This window comes from Streptomyces sp. NPDC048248, from assembly GCF_043201875.1.
GTDB lineage: Bacteria > Actinomycetota > Actinomycetes > Streptomycetales > Streptomycetaceae > Streptomyces.
The window spans coordinates 416167-439506 of sequence record NZ_JBICZL010000004.1 but is presented as its reverse complement, the minus strand read 5'-3'; the positions used below and the strand labels follow the sequence as shown (position 1 = coordinate 439506).

Here is a 23340-nt window from a genome sequence, read left to right as displayed (position 1 = left end):
ACCTCGTAGGCACCCCGTGGCAGGGCCAGGCGCTGGCCCGCACCACGACTCCATCTCCATCACTCAGGAGCAGCAGTGAAGCGCAGCAAGACTCTTCGCACCGCGGACGCGAAGATCGACCGGGAGCGTCTGTACGCCCCGCTCGAGGCCGTCCGTCTCGCCAAGGACACCTCGTCCGCCAAGTTCGACGCGACCGTCGAGGTCGCCATGCGTCTGGGCGTTGACCCGCGCAAGGCCGACCAGATGGTCCGTGGCACCGTGAACCTTCCGCACGGCACCGGTAAGACCGCCCGGGTCCTGGTCTTCGCGACCGGTGACCGTGCTGCGGCCGCGGAAGCCGCCGGCGCCGACATCGTCGGCTCCGACGAACTGATCGACGAGGTCTCCAAGGGCCGTCTGGACTTCGACGCCGTCGTCGCCACCCCGGACCTCATGGGCAAGGTCGGCCGCCTCGGCCGCGTGCTCGGTCCGCGTGGTCTGATGCCGAACCCGAAGACCGGCACCGTCACCCCGGATGTCGCCAAGGCTGTCACCGACATCAAGGGCGGCAAGATCGAGTTCCGCGTGGACAAGCACGCGAACCTCCACTTCATCATCGGCAAGGTCTCCTTCGACGAGGCCAAGCTGGTGGAGAACTACGCCGCGGCGCTCGAGGAGATCAACCGCCTCAAGCCGTCCGCCGCCAAGGGCCGCTACATCAAGAAGGCGACCATCACCACCACGATGGGCCCCGGCATCCCGCTGGACTCCAACCGCACCCGCAACCTCCTCGTCGAGGACGAGGCCGTCTGATCTCCTGATCGACGCCTCGTAGCGCGTACGTCCCTCAGGCCCCGTTCTCCCCAGGGAGGACGGGGCCTGAGGCGTTCTGTGTCGGCGCCCTGCACTACAGTCACCCCCGAGGTCCATAAAGGAGATCTAAAGGGGGAGCCTCAAGTGCGTAGCACTCGTATGACCGCCGTTGTGGCGGGAGTTGTCATGATGGCCGGTCTCACCGCCTGTAACGGTGGCAGCGGCGGCAGCGGTGGCGGGAGCGACGCGGCGGGGGAGAAGCAGTCTCCGTTGCAGGCCGCGCTGGCCTCGCTGCGGACGGCCTCGCAGCAGACGGGCGGCGAGAAGTCCGCCAAGGTCGAGGGCACGGTCAAGAACGGACCGTCGAACCAGGCCATGAAGGGCGCTCTGGACTGGTCCCAGGGCATGCGGATGAATGTCGACATCACCCAGTCCGGCGCGCAGTCCCCGCTGGCGGGCAAGCCCATCAAGGCGCTCTACACGCCGCAGGCGATGTTCATGAACATGGGCGCCGCCGGAATGCCGATGGGCGGCAAGTCCTGGGTGAAGTACGACTACGACGCCCTGGCCAAGAAGATGGGTCCGGCCGGCGCGCTGCTCAAGGACCAGATGCAGAACAACAACCCGACCCGTGCGATGGAGCTGCTGATCGCCTCGGGCAAGGTCAAGGAAGTCGGCAAGGAAGACGTCCGCGGCGTCCAGGCGACCCACTTCACCGGCACGCTCTCGGTGGCCGAGCTGACCCGTATGCAGTCCAAGAACATCAGCGAGGCGGACATCAACGCCCTCCAGCAGCAGCTGGAGCAGTCGGGCACGAAGAACGAGACCATCGATCTGTGGATCAACGCGGACAACCTGCTGGTCAAGAAGCGCGAGCTGACCGACAGCAAGACCGCCGTCTTCGACTCGACGGTGTTCTACTCCGACTACGGCACCGAGGTCACGGTCGAGGAGCCGCCGGCGGGCGACACCGTGGACTTCGACAAGATCTCCCAGTAGCCGGACAGAGGGGGCGCCGTTGGCGCCCCCTCTTTGCCGATTTGCCTGAGCGCAGGCCGTCCCGTACCGTATCCGAGAAGCCAAAGACCGCTGGTTGTCTCTGCGCGTCCGATCTCGGGCGTGTGGTGGCCGAAGGATCCGCTAGCTATTGCGGACGGCCTGCGCAGGTATGTGTGGATGAACTCCCGGACGTATGCCCGGTCGAGTCACGCCCCGTGCGCCTGCGCCGGGGCGTTTGTTTTGCCCAGCCCCTTCTGCGCGGTCCTCATCACCCGGAAGGAGGCCGAGGCTCATGGCGAGGCCCGACAAGGTCGCAGCCGTCGAGGAGATTACGAACAAGTTCCGTAACTCCAACGCTGCTGTAGTGACCGCGTACACCGGTCTTACCGTTGCGCAGCTCAAGGAGCTGCGCCGTTCGCTCGGTGAGAACGCTCAGTACCGTGTGGTGAAGAACACGCTGACCAAGATCGCGGCCAATGAGGCCGGGATTCAGCTGGACGAGCACCTCAAGGGCTCGACCGCTGTTGCCTTCGTTACCGGTGACCCGGTCACGGCGGCGAAGGGTCTTCGTGACTTCGCCAAGGAGAACCCCGCTCTCGTCATCCAGGGCGGTGTCCTTGACGGCAAGGCGCTGTCCGCCGACGAGATCAAGAAGCTTGCGGACCTCGAGTCCCGCGAGGTTCTGCTCGCCAAGCTGGCGGGTGGCATGAAGGCGTCCATGGCCAAGGCCGCGGCGACCTTCCAGGCCCCGCTCACGAAGTTCGCCCGCACCGCGGACGCGCTTCGCAGCAAGGTCGAGCAGGGCGGTGCCGGTACGCCGGCTCCCGCCGAGGCTGCCGAGTAACCACTCGTCCGCCCAGCGGGCCCGTACGCCCGCCATTCATGTACATCCGGCACCAGCCGAATTAGTGGAAGGACCGCCACCATGGCGAAGCTCAGCCAGGAAGACCTGCTCGCGCAGTTCGAAGAGATGACCCTCATCGAGCTCTCCGAGTTCGTGAAGCTGTTCGAGGAGAAGTTCGACGTCGAGGCTGCCGCCCCGGTCGCCGTTGCCGCCGCCGGTGCCCCGGGCGCCCCGGCCGAGGCCGCCGAGGAGCAGGACGAGTTCGACGTCATCCTCACCGGCGCCGGCGACAAGAAGATCCAGGTCATCAAGGTCGTGCGTGAGCTGACCTCCCTGGGCCTGAAGGAGGCCAAGGACCTCGTCGACGGCACCCCGAAGCCCGTCCTCGAGAAGGTCGACAAGGCCGCCGCGGACAAGGCCGCCGAGTCCCTCAAGGGCGCCGGCGCCTCCGTCGAGGTCAAGTGACTTCACCGAGTCCTCGGACTCACGTCCTGAGCGCCTGAGGCGCTCAGGGCACAGCGAAGGGCGATCACCCATGCGGGTGGTCGCCCTTCGGCGCTCTCGGCCACGGCTGCGTTGCCCCGCCCCGACGTGCGAGTATGGTGATCTTCGTCGTCCGGACAGGCCCTATGTGACGATCTCCCTGAGGTGGGGGGCCTTGACGAACCGGACGCGGCGCGCAATTCTCGGGACGCGACGCAGAAGCGATCCAGGGTCCGAGGCATGGATCGCGGACGAAGAGGGAAGCATCGGTGTGCGCCACTGGCGCAGGGCTTTCGGCAGGCGCAGGGCATTGGGCGTAGAGAAGAACAACGAGGAGCTCCTCCGGTTCGGAGGGCGAGACCTCCCGGAGGGAGAAGATCGGTATCACGGTGCTGAGCCGGTCTCCGGAACCTCGCTCTGGACATCAGTGTGCCAAGTGGCTACACTGACCCTTTGCGCTGCCTGTTAGCTGCTCCCTGCCCGTCACCAGGGGCATACCTGAATCCGAGTTCAGCTGGATGACCGCCCTGACCAGGGCTTTCCTTCCGACTGCTCGATCCGGGACCGGTACGCGCGTAGTGAGTCCGAGCCCTCGGAAGGACCCCCTCTTGGCCGCCTCGCGCAACGCCTCGACTGCCAATACGAACAACGGCGACAGCACCGCCCCGCTGCGCATCTCTTTTGCGAAGATCAAGGAGCCCCTCGGGGTTCCGAACCTCCTTGCGCTGCAGACCGAAAGCTTCGACTGGCTGCTCGGCAATGCCGCATGGAAGGGTCGCGTCGAGGCTGCGCTGGAGAGTGGGCAGGAAGTTCCCACCAAGTCCGGTCTCGAAGAGATCTTTGAAGAGATCTCCCCGATCGAAGACTTCTCCGGGTCGATGTCGCTGACGTTCCGCGACCACCGCTTCGAGCCCCCGAAGAACTCCATCGACGAGTGCAAGGAGCGCGACTTCACGTACGCGGCTCCGCTCTTCGTCACCGCCGAGTTCACCAACAACGAGACCGGCGAGATCAAGTCCCAGACGGTCTTCATGGGCGACTTCCCGCTCATGACGAACAAGGGCACCTTCTGCATCAACGGCACCGAGCGTGTCGTCGTCTCGCAGCTGGTCCGCTCGCCGGGCGTCTACTTCGACAGCTCCATCGACAAGACGTCCGACAAGGACATCTTCTCGGCCAAGGTCATCCCGTCCCGCGGTGCCTGGCTGGAGCTGGAGATCGACAAGCGCGACATGGTCGGTGTGCGCATCGACCGCAAGCGCAAGCAGTCCGTGACCGTCCTGCTCAAGGCTCTCGGTTGGACGACCGAGCAGATCCTGGAGGAGTTCGGCGAGTACGAGTCCATGCGCGCCACCCTGGAGAAGGACCACACCCAGGGCCAGGACGACGCGCTGCTCGACATCTACCGCAAGCTGCGTCCGGGCGAGCCGCCCACCCGTGAGGCCGCGCAGACGCTGCTCGAGAACCTCTACTTCAACCCCAAGCGCTACGACCTCGCCAAGGTCGGCCGCTACAAGGTCAACAAGAAGCTCGGTGGCGACGAGCCGCTCGACGCGGGTGTGCTGACCACCGACGACGTCATCGCGACGATCAAGTACCTGGTCAAGCTGCACGCCGGCGAGACCGAGACGACCGGCGAGTCCGGCCGGACGATCGTCGTCGAGACCGACGACATCGACCACTTCGGCAACCGTCGTCTGCGCAACGTCGGCGAGCTCATCCAGAACCAGGTCCGCACGGGTCTGGCTCGTATGGAGCGCGTCGTGCGTGAGCGCATGACCACCCAGGACGTCGAGGCGATCACGCCGCAGACCCTGATCAACATCCGGCCGGTCGTCGCCTCCATCAAGGAGTTCTTCGGCACCAGCCAGCTGTCGCAGTTCATGGACCAGACCAACCCGCTGTCGGGTCTGACCCACAAGCGTCGTCTGTCGGCGCTTGGCCCGGGTGGTCTGTCCCGTGAGCGGGCCGGCCTTGACGTCCGTGACGTGCACCCGTCGCACTACGGCCGCATGTGCCCGATTGAGACCCCTGAAGGTCCCAACATCGGTCTGATCGGTTCGCTGGCTTCGTACGGCCGGGTCAACGTCTTCGGCTTCATCGAGACGCCCTACCGCAAGGTCGTCGACGGCCAGGTCACCGAGGAGGTGGACTACCTCACCGCCGATGAGGAGGACCGCTTCCTGATCGCGCAGGCCAACGCGCCGCTGACCGAGGACATGCACTTCGCCGAGCAGCGTGTGCTGGTCCGCCGTCGTGGCGGCGAGGTCGACCTCGTCACCGTCGACGAGGTGGACTTCATGGACGTCTCGCCGCGCCAGATGGTGTCGGCCGCGACCGCCATGATCCCGTTCCTCGAGCACGACGACGCCAACCGCGCGCTCATGGGATCGAACATGATGCGCCAGGCCGTTCCGCTGATCAAGGCGGAGGCCCCGCTGGTCGGCACCGGCATGGAGTACCGCTGTGCGGTCGACGCCGGTGACGTCATCAAGGCGGACAAGGACGGTGTGGTCCAGGAGGTCTCCGCGGACTACGTCACCGTCGCCAACGACGACGGCACGTACACCACGTACCGCGTCGCCAAGTTCACCCGCTCCAACCAGGGCACCTCCTTCAACCAGAAGGTCGTCGTGGACGAGGGCGCGCGGGTCATCGAGGGCCAGGTCCTCGCCGACGGTCCGTCCACGGACGAAGGCGAGATGGCGCTCGGCAAGAACCTGCTCGTGGCGTTCATGCCCTGGGAGGGTCACAACTACGAGGACGCGATCATCCTGTCGCAGCGCCTCGTGCAGGACGACGTCCTCTCCTCGATCCACATCGAGGAGCACGAGGTCGACGCCCGTGACACCAAGCTGGGCCCCGAGGAGATCACCCGGGACATCCCGAACGTCTCCGAAGAGGTCCTCTCCGACCTCGACGAGCGCGGCATCATCCGTATCGGTGCCGAGGTCGTCGCCGGCGACATCCTCGTCGGCAAGGTCACGCCCAAGGGTGAGACCGAGCTGACCCCCGAGGAGCGCCTGCTCCGCGCGATCTTCGGTGAGAAGGCGCGCGAGGTGCGCGACACCTCGCTGAAGGTGCCGCACGGTGAGATCGGCAAGGTCATCGGCGTCCGCGTCTTCGACCGCGAAGAGGGCGACGAGCTGCCCCCGGGCGTGAACCAGCTGGTCCGCGTCTACGTCGCGCAGAAGCGCAAGATCACCGATGGTGACAAGCTCGCCGGCCGTCACGGCAACAAGGGCGTCATCTCGAAGATCCTGCCGGTCGAGGACATGCCGTTCCTGGAGGACGGCACCCCGGTCGACATCATCCTCAACCCGCTGGGTGTCCCGTCCCGAATGAACCCGGGCCAGGTCCTGGAGATCCACCTCGGCTGGCTCGCCAGCCAGGGCTGGAAGGTCGAGGGTGTCGAGGAGGAGTGGAAGAAGCGTCTCCACGCCATCTCCGCCGACGAGGTCGCCCCCGGCTCCAACGTCGCCACCCCGGTGTTCGACGGTGCGCGCGAGGACGAGATCTCCGGTCTCTTCGAGTCCACGATCCCGAACCGCGACGGCGAGCGCATGGTCAAGGGTTCCGGCAAGGCGCGGCTGTTCGACGGCCGCTCCGGTGAGCCGTTCCCCGAGCCGATCTCGATCGGCTACATGTACATCCTCAAGCTCCACCACCTGGTCGACGACAAGCTGCACGCGCGCTCGACCGGTCCGTACTCGATGATCACCCAGCAGCCGCTCGGTGGTAAGGCCCAGTTCGGTGGCCAGCGCTTCGGTGAGATGGAGGTGTGGGCGCTGGAGGCATACGGCGCCGCGTACGCCCTCCAGGAGCTGCTGACGATCAAGTCCGATGACGTGACCGGCCGCGTGAAGGTCTACGAGGCCATCGTCAAGGGCGAGAACATCCCCGAGCCCGGCATCCCCGAGTCCTTCAAGGTGCTCATCAAGGAGATGCAGTCCCTGTGCCTCAACGTGGAGGTGCTGTCCTCGGACGGCATGTCCATCGAGATGCGGGACACCGACGAGGACGTCTTCCGTGCAGCGGAAGAGCTCGGTATCGACCTGTCCCGGCGCGAGCCGAGCAGCGTCGAAGAGGTCTGACGGTCTGGTCGGGGCTCCCACAAGGAGCCCCGGCCTCCCCCAGGGCCTGAAAACGGCCCCGGGGGGACCCCCATCCGGACCCCCAGTCAGACCATGATTGAGACTCGACCCTGAAAGAGGGATTGACGACAGTGCTCGACGTCAACTTCTTCGACGAGCTGCGGATCGGCCTCGCTACCGCTGACGACATCCGTCAGTGGTCGCACGGCGAGGTCAAGAAGCCGGAGACCATCAACTACCGCACCCTCAAGCCCGAAAAGGACGGACTCTTCTGCGAGAAGATCTTCGGTCCGACCCGGGACTGGGAGTGCTACTGCGGTAAGTACAAGCGCGTCCGCTTCAAGGGCATCATCTGCGAGCGCTGCGGCGTCGAGGTCACTCGCGCCAAGGTGCGTCGTGAGCGGATGGGCCACATCGAGCTTGCCGCTCCCGTTACCCACATCTGGTACTTCAAGGGCGTGCCGAGCCGGCTGGGCTACCTGCTGGACCTCGCGCCCAAGGACCTCGAGAAGGTCATCTACTTCGCCGCCTACATGATCACGTGGGTGGACGACGAGCGCCGTACGCGCGACCTGCCCTCGCTGGAGGCGCACGTCTCCGTCGAGCGTCAGCAGATCGAGCAGCGTCGCGACTCCGACCTTGAGGCCCGCGCCAAGAAGCTCGAGACCGACCTGGCCGAGCTGGAGGCCGAGGGCGCCAAGGCAGACGTGCGCCGCAAGGTGCGCGAGGGTGCCGAGCGTGAGATGAAGCAGCTGCGCGACCGTGCGCAGCGCGAGATCGACCGCCTCGACGAGGTCTGGAACCGCTTCAAGAACCTCAAGGTCCAGGACCTGGAGGGCGACGAGCTCCTCTACCGCGAGCTGCGTGACCGCTTCGGCACGTACTTCGACGGCTCCATGGGTGCGGCTGCTCTGCAGAAGCGCCTGGAGACCTTCGACCTGGAGGAGGAGGCCGAGCGCCTCCGCGAGATCATCCGGACCGGCAAAGGCCAGAAGAAGACCCGTGCGCTCAAGCGCCTCAAGGTCGTCTCCGCCTTCCTGCAGACCCGCAACAGCCCCAAGGGCATGGTGCTGGACTGCATCCCGGTGATCCCGCCGGACCTGCGTCCGATGGTGCAGCTGGACGGTGGCCGCTTCGCGACCTCCGACCTGAACGACCTGTACCGCCGTGTGATCAACCGCAACAACCGCCTCAAGCGTCTCCTTGACCTCGGTGCCCCCGAGATCATCGTGAACAACGAGAAGCGGATGCTGCAGGAGGCCGTCGACGCGCTGTTCGACAACGGCCGCCGTGGTCGCCCGGTCACCGGTCCCGGTAACCGCCCGCTGAAGTCCCTGAGCGACATGCTCAAGGGCAAGCAGGGTCGTTTCCGTCAGAACCTGCTCGGTAAGCGAGTCGACTACTCGGCGCGTTCCGTCATCGTCGTCGGCCCACAGCTCAAGCTGCACCAGTGTGGTCTGCCCAAGGCCATGGCGCTGGAGCTCTTCAAGCCGTTCGTGATGAAGCGCCTGGTCGACCTGAACCACGCGCAGAACATCAAGAGCGCGAAGCGCATGGTCGAGCGCGGCCGCACGGTCGTCTACGACGTGCTCGAAGAGGTCATCGCCGAGCACCCGGTGCTGCTGAACCGTGCACCGACCCTGCACCGCCTGGGCATCCAGGCCTTCGAGCCGCAGCTGGTCGAGGGCAAGGCCATTCAGATTCACCCGCTCGTCTGCACCGCGTTCAACGCGGACTTCGACGGTGACCAGATGGCCGTCCACCTCCCGCTGTCCGCGGAGGCCCAGGCCGAGGCCCGCATCCTGATGCTGTCCTCGAACAACATTCTCAAGCCGGCCGACGGCCGTCCGGTCACCATGCCCACCCAGGACATGGTGCTCGGCCTCTTCTTCCTCACCACGGATGAAGAGGAGCGCAAGGTCATCGGCGAGGGCCGGGCATTCGGCTCGACCGCCGAGGCGATCATGGCGTTCGACGCCAAGGAGCTCTCGCTCCAGGCGAAGGTCGACATCCGCTTCCCGATCGGCACCGTCCCGCCCCGTGGCTGGACCCCGCCGGTTCCGGAAGAGGGCGAGCCCGAGTGGCAGCAGGGTGACAGCTTCCGGCTGCGTACGACCCTGGGCCGCGCGCTCTTCAACGAGCTGCTGCCCGAGGACTACCCGTTCGTCGACTACTCGGTGGGCAAGAAGCAGCTCTCCGCGATCGTCAACGACCTGGCCGAGCGCTACCCCAAGGTCATCGTGGCGGCGACGCTCGACAACCTGAAGGCGGCCGGCTTCCACTGGGCCACCCGTTCCGGCGTCACCGTCGCCGTTTCGGACATCGTCGTCCCCGAGGCCAAGAAGGCCATCGTCAAGGGCTACGAGGACCAGGACGAGAAGGTCCAGAAGCAGTACGAGCGCGGTCTGATCACCAAGGACGAGCGCACGCAGGAGCTCATCAACATCTGGACCAAGGCGACCAACGAGGTTGCCGAGGCGATGAATGAGAACTTCCCGAAGACCAACCCCATCTTCATGATGGTGGACTCCGGTGCTCGCGGAAACATGATGCAGATGCGTCAGATCGCGGGTATGCGTGGTCTGGTGTCCAACGCCAAGAACGAGACCATCCCGCGACCCATCAAGGCGTCGTTCCGTGAGGGTCTCTCCGTGCTGGAGTACTTCATCTCCACGCACGGTGCCCGTAAGGGTCTGGCGGACACCGCCCTGCGTACCGCCGACTCCGGCTACCTCACCCGTCGTCTGGTCGACGTCTCCCAGGACGTCATCATTCGCGAGGAGGACTGCGGCACGGAGCGTGGCCTCAAGCTGCGGATCGCCACGAAGGGCGCCGACGGTGTCCTGCGCAAGGCGGACGACGTCGAGTCCAGCGTGTACGCGCGGATGCTGTCCGAGGATGTCGTCATCGACGGCAAGGTCGTCGGCCCGGCCAACGTCGACCTCGGCGACGTGCTCATCGACCAGCTGGTCGCGCACGGCGTCGAGGAGGTCAAGACCCGCTCGGTCCTGACCTGTGAGTCCGCGGTCGGCACCTGTGCCTTCTGCTACGGCCGCTCGCTGGCCACCGGCAAGCTGGTCGACATCGGTGAGGCGGTCGGCATCATCGCCGCCCAGTCCATCGGTGAGCCCGGCACCCAGCTGACGATGCGTACCTTCCACACCGGTGGTGTGGCGGGTGACGACATCACCCTGGGTCTGCCGCGTGTCGTCGAGCTCTTCGAGGCCCGTACGCCCAAGGGCGTCGCCCCGATCTCGGAGGCGGCCGGCCGCGTCCGGATCGAGGAGACCGAGAAGACCAAGAAGGTTGTCGTCACCCCGGACGACGGCAGCGACGAGACCGCCTACGGCGTCTCCAAGCGTGCCCGTCTGCTGGTGGGCGAGGGCGACCACGTCCAGGTCGGCCAGCCGCTGACCGTGGGTGCCATCAACCCGCACGACGTGCTGCGGATCCTCGGCCAGCGTGCCGTCCAGGTCCACCTGGTCGGCGAGGTCCAGAAGGTCTACAACAGCCAGGGCGTGGCGATCCACGACAAGCACATCGAGATCATCATCCGGCAGATGCTGCGCCGTGTGACGATCATCGAGTCCGGCGACGCGGAGCTGCTGCCGGGCGAGCTGGTGGAGCGCACGAAGTTCGAGGGCGAGAACCGTCGCGTCGTGGCGGAAGGCGGCCACCCGGCCTCCGGCCGTCCGCAGCTGATGGGTATCACCAAGGCTTCGCTGGCCACCGAGTCCTGGCTGTCGGCGGCGTCCTTCCAGGAGACGACGAGGGTTCTGACCGACGCGGCGATCAACGCCAAGTCGGACAGCCTCATCGGCCTCAAGGAGAACGTCATCATCGGTAAGCTCATCCCGGCCGGTACGGGCCTGTCCCGCTACCGCAACATCCGGGTCGAGCCCACCGAGGAAGCCAAGGCTGCGATGTACTCGGCCGTCGGTTACGACGACATCGACTACTCGCCCTTCGGCACCGGCTCCGGCCAGGCGGTCCCGCTGGAGGACTACGACTACGGTCCGTACAACCAGTAAGCCCGGACCGGGACACATCCCGGAACGCGCTGTACGCAGGGCGGTCACCCCGATGGGGTGGCCGCCCTGCGGCGTTCGAGGAGGGCAAGGGGCTTCGCGCGTTCCCCGTACGGGTGGTGTGGCGCGAGTGTCCCGCGCGGGCCGCCCACGGGCCGTCACCGCCCGGCGGTGGCGCAGGCTCACCGCGCCGCCCGTCGTCCGCGGGAACTTGTCCTCCCATTGCTGCGTCTCTGATGAGAAGATGGGGAGAACTGTCGAGCGGGGGGAGGTTCGCGAAGTGGCATTCCAGCCGTGGCAGGGTGGGCAGCCCGTCCAGCCGTCGAATCAGGTGCCGGCCATGCGTGCCTCGCATGCCGATCGTGAACGTGCGGTCGATGTGCTGAAGGCGGGCTTCGCCGAGGGCCGGCTCGGGCAGTCGGAGTACGAGCAGCGGATCACCCGCGCCTATCAGGCGCAGACCCACTCCGAGCTGCAGATGCTGGTCGCGGATCTGCCGCAGGGGCCGGTGCCGCAGGCGCAGTTCCAGCCGCGGCCGTTGCCGGCGACGTTCATGCCGATGCCCATGCAGATGCCGATGCCGGTGCAGACGAACGGCTCTGCCACGGGCGCGCTGGTCTGCGGGATCATGACGCCGGTGACCTGGGGCCTGACGTCGATCCCGGCCGTGATCCTGGGGCACAAGGCGCGCGCCGAGATCCGCAGGACCGGGGAGCGCGGGGACGGTCAGGCGATCGCAGGGCTGGTGCTCGGCTGGCTGGGGATCGGCGCCTGGGCGCTGTTCTTCCTGGTGTTCATCCTGCTCGCCGCTGTCAACTGACGGCGGGCGCGGGGCGTGGGGCGCCCGGTGGCCGGGGGATGTTGCGGGAGTGTGGCGCCTTCTTCCGTACCGCCGTTCATCCCACTACGGTGGCCGCAACGCCGTGAGGAGTCCGGCGTGTCCTTCGCGTGTGCATTTGTTTTGACCGCAGCCCATGCGGTAGGTACGCTCTGACCTTGTGCCTGGGGTGTCCCTGGGCTGCCGTGCGCGCATTCTTCCCCAGCTACGGCCGGGAGCGCACTGAGCACGGCAGCCGGGTTTTGACACCGCAATCTGTCGCCTCCCTCGTTCCAGCGGGGGGTTGGTCTGCAGTGTTCGACACACCCGACCGCGTGGGTCGGGAATGTTCCAGGTTAGCTTTACCGAGACTGGCACACAGAAACCGGAGAAACGGTGCCTACGATCCAGCAGCTGGTCCGAAAGGGCCGGCAGGACAAGGTCGAGAAGAACAAGACGCCCGCGCTCGAGGGTTCCCCCCAGCGCCGTGGCGTCTGCACGCGTGTTTTCACGACCACCCCGAAGAAGCCGAACTCGGCCCTGCGTAAGGTCGCGCGTGTGCGTCTGACCAGCGGGATCGAGGTCACCGCTTACATTCCGGGTGAGGGCCACAACCTCCAGGAGCACTCGATCGTGCTCGTGCGTGGCGGCCGTGTGAAGGACCTGCCGGGTGTTCGGTACAAGATCATCCGCGGCTCCCTCGACACGCAGGGCGTCAAGAACCGCAAGCAGGCTCGCAGCCGCTACGGCGCCAAGAAGGAGAAGTAAGAATGCCTCGTAAGGGCCCCGCCCCGAAGCGCCCGGTCATCATCGACCCGGTCTACGGCTCTCCTCTGGTGACCTCCCTCATCAACAAGGTTCTGCTGAACGGCAAGCGCTCCACCGCTGAGCGCATCGTTTACGGCGCCATGGAGGGTCTGCGCGAGAAGACCGGTAACGACCCGGTCATCACGCTCAAGCGCGCGCTCGAGAACATCAAGCCGACCCTTGAGGTCAAGTCCCGCCGTGTCGGTGGCGCGACCTACCAGGTCCCGGTCGAGGTCAAGCCCGGCCGTGCCGGCACGCTCTCGCTCCGCTGGCTCGTGGGCTACTCCCGCGCCCGTCGCGAGAAGACCATGACCGAGCGCCTCATGAACGAGCTCCTCGACGCCTCCAACGGCCTCGGTGCTTCGGTCAAGAAGCGCGAGGACACGCACAAGATGGCCGAGTCCAACAAGGCCTTCGCGCACTACCGCTGGTAGTCGCACCCCACATCGAGACCGAGAGAAGATTGAGCCGATATGGCCACCACTTCGCTTGACCTGGCCACGGTCCGCAACATTGGGATCATGGCCCACATCGACGCGGGCAAGACGACCACCACCGAGCGGATCCTGTTCTACACCGGTGTCTCTTACAAGATCGGTGAAGTCCACGACGGCGCTGCCACGATGGACTGGATGGAGCAGGAGCAGGAGCGCGGCATCACGATCACGTCTGCCGCGACGACCTGCCACTGGCCGCTGAACGACGTCGACAACACCATCAACATCATCGACACCCCGGGCCACGTCGACTTCACGGTCGAGGTGGAGCGCTCGCTGCGCGTCCTGGACGGTGCGGTGACGGTGTTCGACGGTGTTGCCGGTGTCGAGCCCCAGTCCGAGACCGTTTGGCGTCAGGCGGACCGCTACGGCGTGCCGCGCATCTGCTTCGTCAACAAGCTCGACCGTACGGGTGCCGAGTTCCACCGCTGCGTGGACATGATCGTGGACCGCCTCGGTGCGGTGCCGCTGGTCATGCAGATCCCGATCGGCACCGAGATGGACTTCAAGGGTGTCGTCGACCTCGTCCGCATGAAGGCCCTGGTCTGGTCGGCCGAGGCTGCCAAGGGCGAGATGTACGACACCGTCGACATCCCGGCCTCGCACGCCGAGGCGGCCGACGAGTGGCGCGGCAAGCTGCTCGAGGCCGTCGCCGAGAACGACGAGGAGATGATGGAGCTGTACCTGGAGGGCAAGGAGCCCTCCGAGGAGCAGCTGTACGCGGCGATCCGTCGCATCACCATCGCCTCCACCGGCGCCGAGGGTTCCGTCACCGTCACCCCGGTGTTCTGCGGTACGGCCTTCAAGAACAAGGGCGTTCAGCCCCTGCTCGACGCGGTCGTGCGCTACCTCCCGTCGCCGCTGGACATCGGCGCCGTCGAGGGCCACTCCGTGAAGGACTCCGACGAGGTGCTCAAGCGCGAGCCCTCCGACGACGCCCCCTTCTCCGGCCTGGCCTTCAAGATCGCGAGCGACCCGCACCTCGGCAAGCTCACGTTCATCCGTGTGTACTCCGGCCGCATGGAGGCAGGCACCCAGGTGCTGAACTCCGTGAAGGGCAAGAAGGAGCGCATCGGCAAGATCTACCGGATGCACGCGAACAAGCGTGAGGAGATCGAGTCGGTGGGTGCCGGTGACATCGTCGCCGTCATGGGTCTGAAGCAGACCACCACCGGTGAGACCCTGTCCGACTCGGGCAACCCGGTGATCCTTGAGTCGATGGAGTTCCCGGCCCCGGTCATCCAGGTCGCCATTGAGCCCAAGTCCAAGGGCGACCAGGAGAAGCTGGGTGTCGCCATCCAGCGTCTCGCCGAAGAGGACCCGTCGTTCCAGGTCCACACCGACGACGAGACCGGCCAGACCATCATCGCGGGTATGGGCGAGCTGCACCTCGACGTGCTGGTCGACCGTATGCGCCGTGAGTTCCGGGTCGAGGCCAACGTCGGCAAGCCGCAGGTCGCGTACCGCGAGACCCTGCGCAAGCCCGTCGAGCGTCTCGACTACACGCACAAGAAGCAGACTGGTGGTTCCGGCCAGTTCGCCAAGGTGCAGATCGCGATCGCGCCGCTCGAGGGCGACGGGTACGAGTTCGAGAACAAGGTCACCGGTGGCCGTATCCCGCGGGAGTACATCCCGTCCGTGGACGCGGGCTGCCAGGAGGCCATGGAGTTCGGTGTTCTCGCCGGCTACCCGCTGACCGGCGTCAAGGTCACGCTCCTCGACGGTGCGTACCACGAGGTCGACTCCTCCGAGATGGCGTTCAAGATCGCCGGTTCGATGGCCTTCAAGGAGGCCGCGCGCAAGGCCTCCCCGGCCCTGCTCGAGCCGATGATGAAGGTCGAGGTCACCACGCCCGAGGACTACATGGGCGACGTGATCGGCGACATCAACTCCCGCCGTGGACAGATTCAGTCCATGGAGGAGCGCAGCGGCGCCAAGCTCGTCACGGGCCTGGTTCCCCTCTCGGAGATGTTCGGCTACGTCGGCGACCTCCGCAGCAAGACGTCGGGTCGCGCAAGCTACTCGATGCAGTTCGACTCCTACGCCGAGGTTCCCCGGAACGTCGCCGAGGAGATCATCGCGAAGGCCAAGGGCGAATAGCTCCGTCTCCCGATAGTCGGAACACGCTTTAGGCTTGACACCGTCTGCCGGGGTAGCCCCCGCAATCCGTGAGGAATACCCCGGCAGCCGGCATCCCAGCAAAGATCACCTGGCGCCGATGAGTAAGGCGTACAGAACCACTCCAGGAGGAACCAGTGGCGAAGGCGAAGTTCGAGCGGACTAAGCCGCACGTCAACATCGGCACCATCGGTCACATTGACCACGGTAAGACGACCCTCACGGCCGCCATTACCAAGGTGCTGCACGACGCGTACCCGGACCTGAACGAGGCCTCGGCCTTCGACCAGATCGACAAGGCTCCTGAGGAGCGCCAGCGCGGTATCACGATTTCGATCGCGCACGTCGAGTACCAGACGGAGAACCGTCACTACGCCCACGTTGACTGCCCCGGTCACGCGGACTACATCAAGAACATGATCACGGGTGCGGCGCAGATGGACGGCGCCATCCTCGTGGTTGCCGCCACCGACGGCCCGATGCCGCAGACCAAGGAGCACGTGCTCCTGGCCCGCCAGGTCGGCGTTCCGTACATCGTCGTCGCCCTGAACAAGGCCGACATGGTGGACGACGAGGAGATCCTGGAGCTCGTCGAGCTCGAGGTCCGTGAGCTCCTCTCCGAGTACGAGTTCCCCGGCGACGACGTTCCGGTCGTCAAGGTCTCGGCGCTCAAGGCGCTCGAGGGCGACGCCACGTGGGGCCAGTCGGTGCTCGACCTCATGAACGCGGTCGACGAGTCGATCCCGCAGCCCGAGCGCGACGTCGACAAGCCGTTCCTGATGCCGATCGAGGACGTCTTCACGATCACCGGCCGTGGCACCGTTGTCACCGGTCGTATCGAGCGTGGTGTCCTCAAGGTCAACGAGACCGTCGACATCATCGGCATCAAGACCGAGAAGACCACCACCACGGTCACCGGCATCGAGATGTTCCGGAAGCTCCTCGACGAGGGCCAGGCCGGTGAGAACGTCGGTCTGCTGCTTCGCGGTATCAAGCGCGAGGACGTCGAGCGCGGCCAGGTCATCATCAAGCCGGGTTCGGTTACGCCCCACACCTCCTTCGAGGCCCAGGCGTACATCCTGTCGAAGGACGAGGGTGGCCGTCACACCCCCTTCTTCAACAACTACCGCCCGCAGTTCTACTTCCGTACCACGGACGTGACCGGCGTCGTGACCCTCCCCGAGGGCACCGAGATGGTCATGCCGGGCGACAACACCGAGATGAGCGTCGAGCTCATCCAGCCCGTCGCCATGGAAGAGGGCCTGAAGTTCGCCATCCGTGAGGGTGGCCGGACCGTCGGCGCCGGCCAGGTCACCAAGATCAACAAGTAATTGTTGATCGGGGTAACCCGGTAGCTCCCCGGAGCGTATGAGCCTCGGCTCAGGAAAGCGCCCGTACGACTTCTGTCGTGCGGGCGCTTTCCGATGTCCGCGGCCGGGCCTTGTCAGCGGGGCCGGGGTCGCCGATCATGGGCGGGTCGGCGCGTACTCCCTCGCGGAGGCGCGACCCTTTTTCCCCAGGAGTGACGCCGTGCTGCGCACCATGTTCAAGTCCAAGATCCACCGTGCCACCGTGACCCAGGCCGACCTGCACTACGTCGGCTCGGTCACCGTCGACGCCGACCTGCTGGACGCCGCCGATCTGCTGCCCGGCGAGCTGGTCCACATCGTCGACATCACCAATGGCGCGCGCCTGGAGACCTACATCATCGAGGGCGAGCGCGGCTCGGGAGTCCTGGGCATCAACGGTGCCGCGGCCCATCTGGTCCACCCCGGCGACCTCGTCATCCTCATCAGCTACGCGCAGGTGGACGACGCGGAGGCGCGGACATTGCAGCCGCGCGTCGTGCACGTCGACGCAGCGAACCGCATCGTGGGGCTCGGAGCCGACCCCTCGGAGCCCGCGCCGGGGAGCGGGGCGGTACGGGGGCCGGGGGCGGTGGCGCGCGCGTAGCGGGGGAGACGCGGCGCCGGGTTGGTTCGAGAGCGGCTGCCGTGGTAGTAGCGAAAGCAGCGGCCGTGTCGATCTGGTCGAAGCCCCCGACTCCGTCCAGGGGCCGGCATTTCACCGCGCGGATCCGGTGATCTTTCCTGGCTCGGCGTGCGCGCGGGGGTTGACCGCTGTCGGACTCGGGTACTGTGTTCGGCCCGATTGGCGGGTGTGGTAGCCCGTATGGCACACTAGCCAGGTTGCTCGGTTGAGTGCCGATGCTGCGCGCCTCCCGCCGGGAGGACCGGAAGCGAGTCCCAGGTATTCGTCGTCCCTTATCAGGGGCGGAAATACGGGAATCTTCCGGGAAGTGTCAGCGGGGTACCAGCCAGGCGCCCGGTGGGTGTTTCACCCCCTCTTCTCCTTCTCGAAGGATCTCCCTTGTGGAGAAACGCGGGAAGGGATGCGACACGCCCGACCGCGTGGGTCGGAGGTGGAACGGAAACGTACCGGGTCCCAGAGCGTTACGAGAGACAGGACTACTGAGTAGCCATGGCGGGACAGAAGATCCGCATCCGGCTCAAGGCCTACGACCACGAGGTCATCGACTCCTCGGCGAAGAAGATCGTCGAGACGGTGACCCGCACTGGTGCGTCGGTCGCAGGCCCGGTGCCGCTGCCCACTGAAAAGAACGTGTACTGCGTCATCAAGTCGCCGCACAAGTACAAGGACGCGCGCGAGCACTTCGAGATGCGCACGCACAAGCGCTTGATCGACATCCTCGACCCGACGCCCAAGACCGTTGACTCGCTGATGCGCCTGGACCTTCCGGCCGGCGTTGACATCGAGATCAAGCTCTGAGAGGCGCGGAACAGATGGCTAAGCAGATCAAGGGCATCCTGGGCGAGAAGCTCGGCATGACCCAGGTCTGGGACGAGAACAACCGTGTCGTCCCGGTGACCGTGGTGAAGGCCGGCCCCTGCGTCGTTACCCAGGTGCGCACCAATGACCAGGACGGCTACGACTCCGTCCAGATCGCCTTCGGCGAGATCGACCCGCGCAAGGTGAACAAGCCCCTCAAGGGCCACTTCGCCAAGGCCGACGTCACTCCCCGCCGCCACCTCGTCGAGGTCCGTACCACCGATGCCGGTGAGTACACCCTCGGCCAGGAAGTGAACGCCGAGACCTTCGAGTCCGGCGTCAAGGTGGACGTGACCGGCAAGAGCAAGGGCAAGGGCTTCGCCGGTGTCATGAAGCGTCACGGCTTCGCCGGCGGTAAGGCCTCCCACGGTGCCCACCGCGTGCACCGTAAGCCTGGCTCCATCGGTGGCTGTGCCACCCCGGGCCGCGTGTTCAAGGGCATGCGGATGGCCGGCCGTATGGGCAATGAGCGGGTCACCACCCAGAACCTGACCGTCCATGCCGTTGACGCGGAGAAGGGTCTGCTGCTCATCAAGGGCGCAGTTCCTGGTCCGAACGGCGGCCTCGTCCTGGTCCGTACCGCGGCCAAGGGGGCCTGAGGTAACGATGAGCACCATTGACATCCTTTCGCCGGTAGGCGACAAGGCCGGGACCGTCGAGCTCCCCACGGAGATCTTCGACGCCAAGGTCAGCATTCCGCTGATCCACCAGGTCGTTGTCGCCCAGCTGGCCGCTGCCCGTCAGGGCACGCACAAGACCAAGACTCGCGCCGAGGTCCGCGGCGGTGGGCGCAAGCCGTACCGCCAGAAGGGCACCGGCCGTGCGCGCCAGGGCTCGACCCGTGCGCCGCAGTTCGCCGGCGGTGGCGTCGTCCACGGCCCCGTGCCGCGTGACTACTCGCAGCGGACGCCCAAGAAGATGAAGGTTGCCGCCCTGCGCGGTGCCCTCACCGACCGGGCCCGCAACAGCCGCATCCACGTCGTTTCCGGCGTGGTCGAGGGCGCGATCTCCACCAAGTCCGCCAAGGACCTCCTCGGCAAGGTCAGCGAGCGCAAGAACGTGCTCCTGGTCGTCGAGCGCAGCGACGAGGCCGCGTGGCTGTCCGCCCGCAACCTGCCCCAGGTTCACATCCTGGAGCCGGGCCAGCTGAACACGTACGACGTGCTCGTCTCCGACGACGTGGTCTTCACCAAGGCCGCCTTCGAGTCCTTCGTGTCCGGCGCGCCTGCTGGACAGAACGATGAGACCGAAGGGAGCGACGCCTGATGAGTGAGGCCGTCGTCACCAGCAAGACCTTCTCGGACCCGCGCGACATTCTCGTCAAGCCGGTTGTCTCGGAGAAGAGCTACGCCCTGCTGGACGAGAACAAGTACACGTTCATCGTCGCACCGGGCTCGAACAAGACCCAGATCAAGCAGGCCGTCGAGGCGGTCTTCTCGGTCAAGGTCACCGGGGTCAACACGATCAACCGTCAGGGTAAGCGCAAGCGCACCAAGACCGGTTTCGGCAAGCGCGCGGACACCAAGCGCGCCATCGTGACCCTCGCCGAGGGCGACCGTATCGACATCTTCGGCGGCCCGACCTCCTGACGGAGGTCGAGTCGTCCGGAATCGGACGAGGACTGAGAAATGGGTATCCGCAAGTACAAGCCGACGACCCCGGGCCGTCGTGGCTCCAGCGTCGCCGACTTTGTCGAGATCACGCGGTCCACGCCGGAGAAGTCGCTGGTCCGCCCTCTGCACAGCAAGGGCGGCCGTAACAACGCCGGTCGTGTGACCGTTCGCCACCAGGGCGGTGGCCACAAGCGCGCCTACCGCGTGATCGACTTCCGTCGTCACGACAAGGACGGCGTGCCGGCCAAGGTCGCGCACATCGAGTACGACCCGAACCGCACCGCGCGCATCGCGCTGCTGCACTACGCAGACGGCGAGAAGCGCTACATCATCGCGCCCCGTGGCCTGGCCCAGGGTGCCCGGATTGAAAACGGCCCTGGTGCCGACATCAAGCCGGGTAACAACCTGTCGCTGCGCAACATCCCCGTGGGTACGACCATCCACGCCATCGAGCTGCGGCCCGGTGGCGGCGCGAAGTTCGCCCGCTCCGCGGGTGCCTCCGTGCAGCTGCTGGCGAAGGAGGGCACCATGGCCCACCTTCGTATGCCCTCCGGCGAGATCCGTCTGGTCGACGTCCGCTGCCGCGCCACTGTTGGCGAGGTCGGCAACGCCGAGCAGTCGAACATCAACTGGGGCAAGGCCGGCCGTATGCGCTGGAAGGGCGTCCGCCCGACCGTGCGTGGTGTCGTGATGAACCCGGTCGACCACCCGCACGGTGGTGGTGAGGGCAAGACCTCCGGTGGTCGCCACCCGGTCTCGCCCTGGGGCAAGAAGGAGGGTCGTACTCGCTCGCCGAAGAAGGCCAGCAACAAGTACATCGTCCGCCGCCGCAAGACGAACAAGAAGCGCTAGGAGCGGGTTTAGATGCCGCGCAGTCTCAAGAAGGGGCCCTTCGTCGACGGACACCTCACCAAGAAGGTGGATGTCCAGAACGAAGCCGGCACCAAGAACGTCATCAAGACCTGGTCCCGCCGCTCCATGATCGTCCCGGCCATGCTCGGCCACACGATCGCGGTGCACGACGGCCGCAAGCACGTCCCGGTGTTCGTCACCGAGTCGATGGTCGGCCACAAGCTCGGCGAGTTTGCGCCGACCCGCACCTTCCGCGGCCACGAGAAGGACGACCGCAAGTCGCGGCGTCGTTGATCGGCGGAGTGCGAAGACTATGACTGACACCGAAGGGACAACCATGGAAGCCAGGGCCCAGGCGCGGTACATCCGCGTCACGCCCATGAAGGCCCGCCGCGTGGTGGACCTTATCCGTGGCATGGATGCCACGGAGGCTCAGGCGGTCCTGCGTTTCGCCCCGCAGGCCGCGAGCGTGCCCGTTGGCAAGGTGCTGGACAGCGCCATTGCCAACGCTGCGCACAACTACGACCACACCGACGCCGGCAGCCTCGTCATTTCCGAGGCGTACGTCGACGAGGGCCCGACCCTGAAGCGGTTCCGTCCGCGTGCCCAGGGCCGTGCCTACCGGATCCGCAAGCGGACCAGCCACATCACCGTGGTCGTCAGCAGCAAGGAAGGAACCCGGTAATGGGCCAGAAGGTTAACCCGCACGGGTTCCGGCTCGGCATCACCACCGACTTCAAGTCGCGCTGGTACGCCGACAAGCTGTACAAGGACTACGTCAAGGAAGACGTCGCCATTCGTCGCATGATGACGAAGGGCATGGAGCGCGCCGGTATCTCCAAGGTGGAGATCGAGCGCACCCGTGAGCGCGTCCGCGTTGACATCCACACCGCTCGTCCGGGCATCGTCATCGGCCGCCGTGGCGCCGAGGCCGACCGCATCCGCGGCGAACTGGAGAAGCTGACCGGCAAGCAGGTCCAGCTGAACATCCTCGAGGTCAAGAACCCCGAGACCGATGCTCAGCTCGTGGCCCAGGCCGTCGCCGAGCAGCTCTCCTCCCGCGTCTCCTTCCGTCGCGCCATGCGTAAGAGCATGCAGTCGACGATGAAGGCCGGCGCCAAGGGCATCAAGATCCAGTGCGGTGGCCGTCTCGGCGGCGCCGAGATGTCCCGCTCGGAGTTCTACCGCGAGGGCCGCGTGCCCCTGCACACGCTCCGTGCGAACGTCGACTACGGCTTCTTCGAGGCCAAGACGACCTTCGGCCGTATCGGTGTGAAGGTCTGGATCTACAAGGGCGACGTCAAGAACATCGCCGAGGTTCGCGCCGAGAACGCTGCCGCCCGTGCGGGTAACCGCCCGGCCCGCGGTGGCGGTGGCGGCAGCGACCGTCCCCGTCGTGGCGGTGGCGGCGAGCGTGGCGGCCGCGGTGGCCGCAAGCCGCAGCAGCAGAACGCCGCAGCCGAGGCCCCCAAGGCCGAGGCCGCAGCCGCTGCTCCGGCGGAGACCCCCGGAACGGAGGCCTGACCGACATGCTGATCCCTCGCAGGGTCAAGCACCGCAAGCAGCACCACCCGAAGCGCAGTGGCATGGCCAAGGGTGGCACCGAGCTGGCCTTCGGTGAGTACGGCATCCAGGCCGTGACCCCGGCTTACGTGACGAACCGTCAGATCGAGTCCGCTCGTATCGCGATGACCCGTCACATCAAGCGTGGCGGCAAGGTCTGGATCAACATTTACCCGGACCGCCCGCTCACGAAGAAGCCGGCCGAAACCCGCATGGGTTCCGGTAAGGGTTCTCCCGAGTGGTGGGTCGCGAACGTCAAGCCCGGTCGGGTGATGTTCGAGCTGTCCTTCCCGAACGAAAAGGTTGCCAAGGAGGCGCTGACCCGCGCCGCCCACAAGCTTCCGATGAAGTGCCGCATCGTGCGGCGCGAGGCAGGTGAGTCGTGATGGCGGCCGGTATCAAGGCGACCGAGCTGCGCGAGCTGAATGACGAGGACCTCGTCGGCAAGCTTCGTGAGGCCAAGGAGGAGCTGTTCAACCTCCGCTTCCAGGCGGCGACCGGACAGCTCGAGAACCACGGTCGGCTCAAGTCCGTCCGTAAGGACATCGCCCGGATCTACACCCTGATGCGCGAGCGCGAGCTGGGCATCGAGACGGTGGAGAGCGCCTGATGAGCGAGAAGAATGTGACTGAGACCAACGACCGCGGCTTCCGCAAGACCCGTGAGGGTCTCGTCGTCAGCGACAAGATGGACAAGACCGTCGTCGTCGCCGTCGAGGACCGTGTCAAGCACGCGCTGTACGGCAAGGTCATCCGCCGTACGAACAAGCTCAAGGCGCACGACGAGCAGAACGCTGCCGGTGTCGGCGACCGTGTCCTCCTCATGGAGACCCGGCCGCTGTCCTCCACCAAGCGCTGGCGCATCGTCGAGATCCTCGAGAAGGCCAAGTAGGCAGTTCCCGCAAGGGAATTTCCGTTAGTTCAGCCTGAGCGTTTCCGCTCAGGTCAGTTCCGCCAGGCTCGGCAGGGACTTCGTTCGAAGTC

The 23340-nt window shown here is 66.1% G+C and carries 23 protein-coding genes; all 23 read left to right on the top strand.

Annotated elements, in window-relative coordinates:
• Positions 1–75: 75 nt before the first annotated feature.
• The gene (gene rplA, locus ACGFZW_RS10855) at positions 76–792 is read left to right on the top strand and encodes a 50S ribosomal protein L1 (RefSeq protein ID WP_393892717.1); all 717 of its coding nucleotides are present in this window, start codon (positions 76–78) and stop codon (positions 790–792) included.
• Positions 793–936: 144 nt separating this feature from the next.
• Positions 937–1791, top strand: coding sequence for a hypothetical protein (locus tag ACGFZW_RS10850; protein WP_393892716.1), 855 nt, complete (start codon positions 937–939; stop codon positions 1789–1791).
• Positions 1792–2083: 292 nt separating this feature from the next.
• Positions 2084–2635, top strand: a complete 552-nt coding sequence (gene rplJ, locus ACGFZW_RS10845; protein WP_393892715.1) for a 50S ribosomal protein L10 — start codon at positions 2084–2086, stop codon at positions 2633–2635.
• An 81-nt stretch (positions 2636–2716) separates the two neighbouring features.
• Entirely contained in the window at positions 2717–3100 is a 384-nt protein-coding gene (gene rplL / locus ACGFZW_RS10840) for a 50S ribosomal protein L7/L12 (protein ID WP_393892714.1), read from the top strand.
• Between the two features lie 626 nt (positions 3101–3726).
• A complete protein-coding gene (gene rpoB / locus ACGFZW_RS10835; RefSeq protein ID WP_393892713.1) occupies positions 3727–7212 on the top strand; it encodes a DNA-directed RNA polymerase subunit beta in 3486 nt (1161 codons plus the stop codon).
• A gap of 131 nt (positions 7213–7343) precedes the next feature.
• Positions 7344–11243: a DNA-directed RNA polymerase subunit beta' gene (locus ACGFZW_RS10830; protein WP_393892845.1), complete on the top strand. Its 3900-nt coding sequence runs from the start codon at positions 7344–7346 to the stop codon at positions 11241–11243.
• 337 nt (positions 11244–11580) lie between these two features.
• Positions 11581–12060, top strand: coding sequence for a DUF1707 and DUF4190 domain-containing protein (locus ACGFZW_RS10825; RefSeq protein WP_393892712.1), 480 nt, complete (start codon positions 11581–11583; stop codon positions 12058–12060).
• Positions 12061–12453: 393 nt separating this feature from the next.
• Positions 12454–12825, top strand: a complete 372-nt coding sequence (gene rpsL, locus ACGFZW_RS10820) for a 30S ribosomal protein S12 (RefSeq protein WP_003948652.1) — start codon at positions 12454–12456, stop codon at positions 12823–12825.
• Between the two features lie 2 nt (positions 12826–12827).
• The gene (gene rpsG, locus ACGFZW_RS10815) at positions 12828–13298 is read left to right on the top strand and encodes a 30S ribosomal protein S7 (RefSeq protein WP_085925683.1); all 471 of its coding nucleotides are present in this window, start codon (positions 12828–12830) and stop codon (positions 13296–13298) included.
• 39 nt (positions 13299–13337) lie between these two features.
• The gene (gene fusA / locus ACGFZW_RS10810) at positions 13338–15461 is read left to right on the top strand and encodes an elongation factor G (RefSeq protein WP_393892711.1); all 2124 of its coding nucleotides are present in this window, start codon (positions 13338–13340) and stop codon (positions 15459–15461) included.
• A 155-nt stretch (positions 15462–15616) separates the two neighbouring features.
• Complete coding sequence (tuf, locus tag ACGFZW_RS10805) at positions 15617–16810, top strand: elongation factor Tu (protein ID WP_393892710.1); 1194 nt, start codon at positions 15617–15619, stop codon at positions 16808–16810.
• Between the two features lie 199 nt (positions 16811–17009).
• A complete protein-coding gene (gene panD / locus ACGFZW_RS10800) occupies positions 17010–17432 on the top strand; it encodes an aspartate 1-decarboxylase (RefSeq protein ID WP_393892709.1) in 423 nt (140 codons plus the stop codon).
• Between the two features lie 528 nt (positions 17433–17960).
• Positions 17961–18269, top strand: coding sequence for a 30S ribosomal protein S10 (rpsJ, locus tag ACGFZW_RS10795; protein ID WP_014054162.1), 309 nt, complete (start codon positions 17961–17963; stop codon positions 18267–18269).
• A 14-nt stretch (positions 18270–18283) separates the two neighbouring features.
• A complete protein-coding gene (gene rplC / locus ACGFZW_RS10790; RefSeq protein ID WP_393892708.1) occupies positions 18284–18928 on the top strand; it encodes a 50S ribosomal protein L3 in 645 nt (214 codons plus the stop codon).
• Positions 18929–18935: 7 nt separating this feature from the next.
• Positions 18936–19595 carry a 50S ribosomal protein L4 gene (gene rplD / locus ACGFZW_RS10785; RefSeq protein ID WP_393892707.1) on the top strand — a complete coding sequence of 220 codons (660 nt, stop codon included), beginning with the start codon at positions 18936–18938 and terminating at the stop codon, positions 19593–19595.
• Positions 19595–19918 (top strand): 50S ribosomal protein L23, encoded by a 324-nt coding sequence (gene rplW, locus ACGFZW_RS10780; RefSeq protein WP_393892706.1) that lies wholly within the window; start codon positions 19595–19597, stop codon positions 19916–19918. The genes rplD and rplW overlap by 1 nt, the downstream gene beginning before the upstream one ends.
• A 39-nt stretch (positions 19919–19957) precedes the next feature.
• The gene (gene rplB / locus ACGFZW_RS10775; RefSeq protein ID WP_393892705.1) at positions 19958–20794 is read left to right on the top strand and encodes a 50S ribosomal protein L2; all 837 of its coding nucleotides are present in this window, start codon (positions 19958–19960) and stop codon (positions 20792–20794) included.
• Positions 20795–20806: 12 nt separating this feature from the next.
• Positions 20807–21088: a 30S ribosomal protein S19 gene (gene rpsS, locus ACGFZW_RS10770; RefSeq protein WP_052859621.1), complete on the top strand. Its 282-nt coding sequence runs from the start codon at positions 20807–20809 to the stop codon at positions 21086–21088.
• 43 nt (positions 21089–21131) lie between these two features.
• Positions 21132–21479 (top strand): 50S ribosomal protein L22, encoded by a 348-nt coding sequence (gene rplV / locus ACGFZW_RS10765; RefSeq protein WP_006604878.1) that lies wholly within the window; start codon positions 21132–21134, stop codon positions 21477–21479.
• Complete coding sequence (gene rpsC, locus ACGFZW_RS10760) at positions 21479–22318, top strand: 30S ribosomal protein S3 (RefSeq protein WP_393892704.1); 840 nt, start codon at positions 21479–21481, stop codon at positions 22316–22318. Before rplV ends, rpsC begins: the two co-directional genes overlap by 1 nt.
• A 5-nt stretch (positions 22319–22323) precedes the next feature.
• Positions 22324–22743, top strand: coding sequence for a 50S ribosomal protein L16 (gene rplP, locus ACGFZW_RS10755; RefSeq protein WP_006604880.1), 420 nt, complete (start codon positions 22324–22326; stop codon positions 22741–22743).
• Positions 22743–22967: a 50S ribosomal protein L29 gene (gene rpmC, locus ACGFZW_RS10750; protein WP_030074787.1), complete on the top strand. Its 225-nt coding sequence runs from the start codon at positions 22743–22745 to the stop codon at positions 22965–22967. The genes rplP and rpmC overlap by 1 nt, the downstream gene beginning before the upstream one ends.
• Positions 22967–23248: a 30S ribosomal protein S17 gene (rpsQ, locus tag ACGFZW_RS10745; RefSeq protein ID WP_393892703.1), complete on the top strand. Its 282-nt coding sequence runs from the start codon at positions 22967–22969 to the stop codon at positions 23246–23248. The genes rpmC and rpsQ overlap by 1 nt, the downstream gene beginning before the upstream one ends.
• The last annotated feature ends 92 nt before the right edge of the window (positions 23249–23340 follow it).

Coding starts and splice junctions, on each gene's coding strand:
- rplJ (WP_393892715.1), top strand. CDS start 2,084: ATGGCGAGGCCCGACAAGGTCGCAGCCGTCGAGGAGATTACGAACAAG.
- rplL (WP_393892714.1), top strand. CDS start 2,717: ATGGCGAAGCTCAGCCAGGAAGACCTGCTCGCGCAGTTCGAAGAGATG.
- ACGFZW_RS10825 (WP_393892712.1), top strand. CDS start 11,581: ATGCGTGCCTCGCATGCCGATCGTGAACGTGCGGTCGATGTGCTGAAG.
- rpsG (WP_085925683.1), top strand. CDS start 12,828: ATGCCTCGTAAGGGCCCCGCCCCGAAGCGCCCGGTCATCATCGACCCG.
- fusA (WP_393892711.1), top strand. CDS start 13,338: ATGGCCACCACTTCGCTTGACCTGGCCACGGTCCGCAACATTGGGATC.
- rpsJ (WP_014054162.1), top strand. CDS start 17,961: ATGGCGGGACAGAAGATCCGCATCCGGCTCAAGGCCTACGACCACGAG.
- rplC (WP_393892708.1), top strand. CDS start 18,284: ATGGCTAAGCAGATCAAGGGCATCCTGGGCGAGAAGCTCGGCATGACC.
- rplD (WP_393892707.1), top strand. CDS start 18,936: ATGAGCACCATTGACATCCTTTCGCCGGTAGGCGACAAGGCCGGGACC.
- rplW (WP_393892706.1), top strand. CDS start 19,595: ATGAGTGAGGCCGTCGTCACCAGCAAGACCTTCTCGGACCCGCGCGAC.
- rplB (WP_393892705.1), top strand. CDS start 19,958: ATGGGTATCCGCAAGTACAAGCCGACGACCCCGGGCCGTCGTGGCTCC.
- rpsS (WP_052859621.1), top strand. CDS start 20,807: ATGCCGCGCAGTCTCAAGAAGGGGCCCTTCGTCGACGGACACCTCACC.
- rplV (WP_006604878.1), top strand. CDS start 21,132: ATGGAAGCCAGGGCCCAGGCGCGGTACATCCGCGTCACGCCCATGAAG.
- rpsC (WP_393892704.1), top strand. CDS start 21,479: ATGGGCCAGAAGGTTAACCCGCACGGGTTCCGGCTCGGCATCACCACC.
- rplP (WP_006604880.1), top strand. CDS start 22,324: ATGCTGATCCCTCGCAGGGTCAAGCACCGCAAGCAGCACCACCCGAAG.
- rpmC (WP_030074787.1), top strand. CDS start 22,743: ATGGCGGCCGGTATCAAGGCGACCGAGCTGCGCGAGCTGAATGACGAG.
- rpsQ (WP_393892703.1), top strand. CDS start 22,967: ATGAGCGAGAAGAATGTGACTGAGACCAACGACCGCGGCTTCCGCAAG.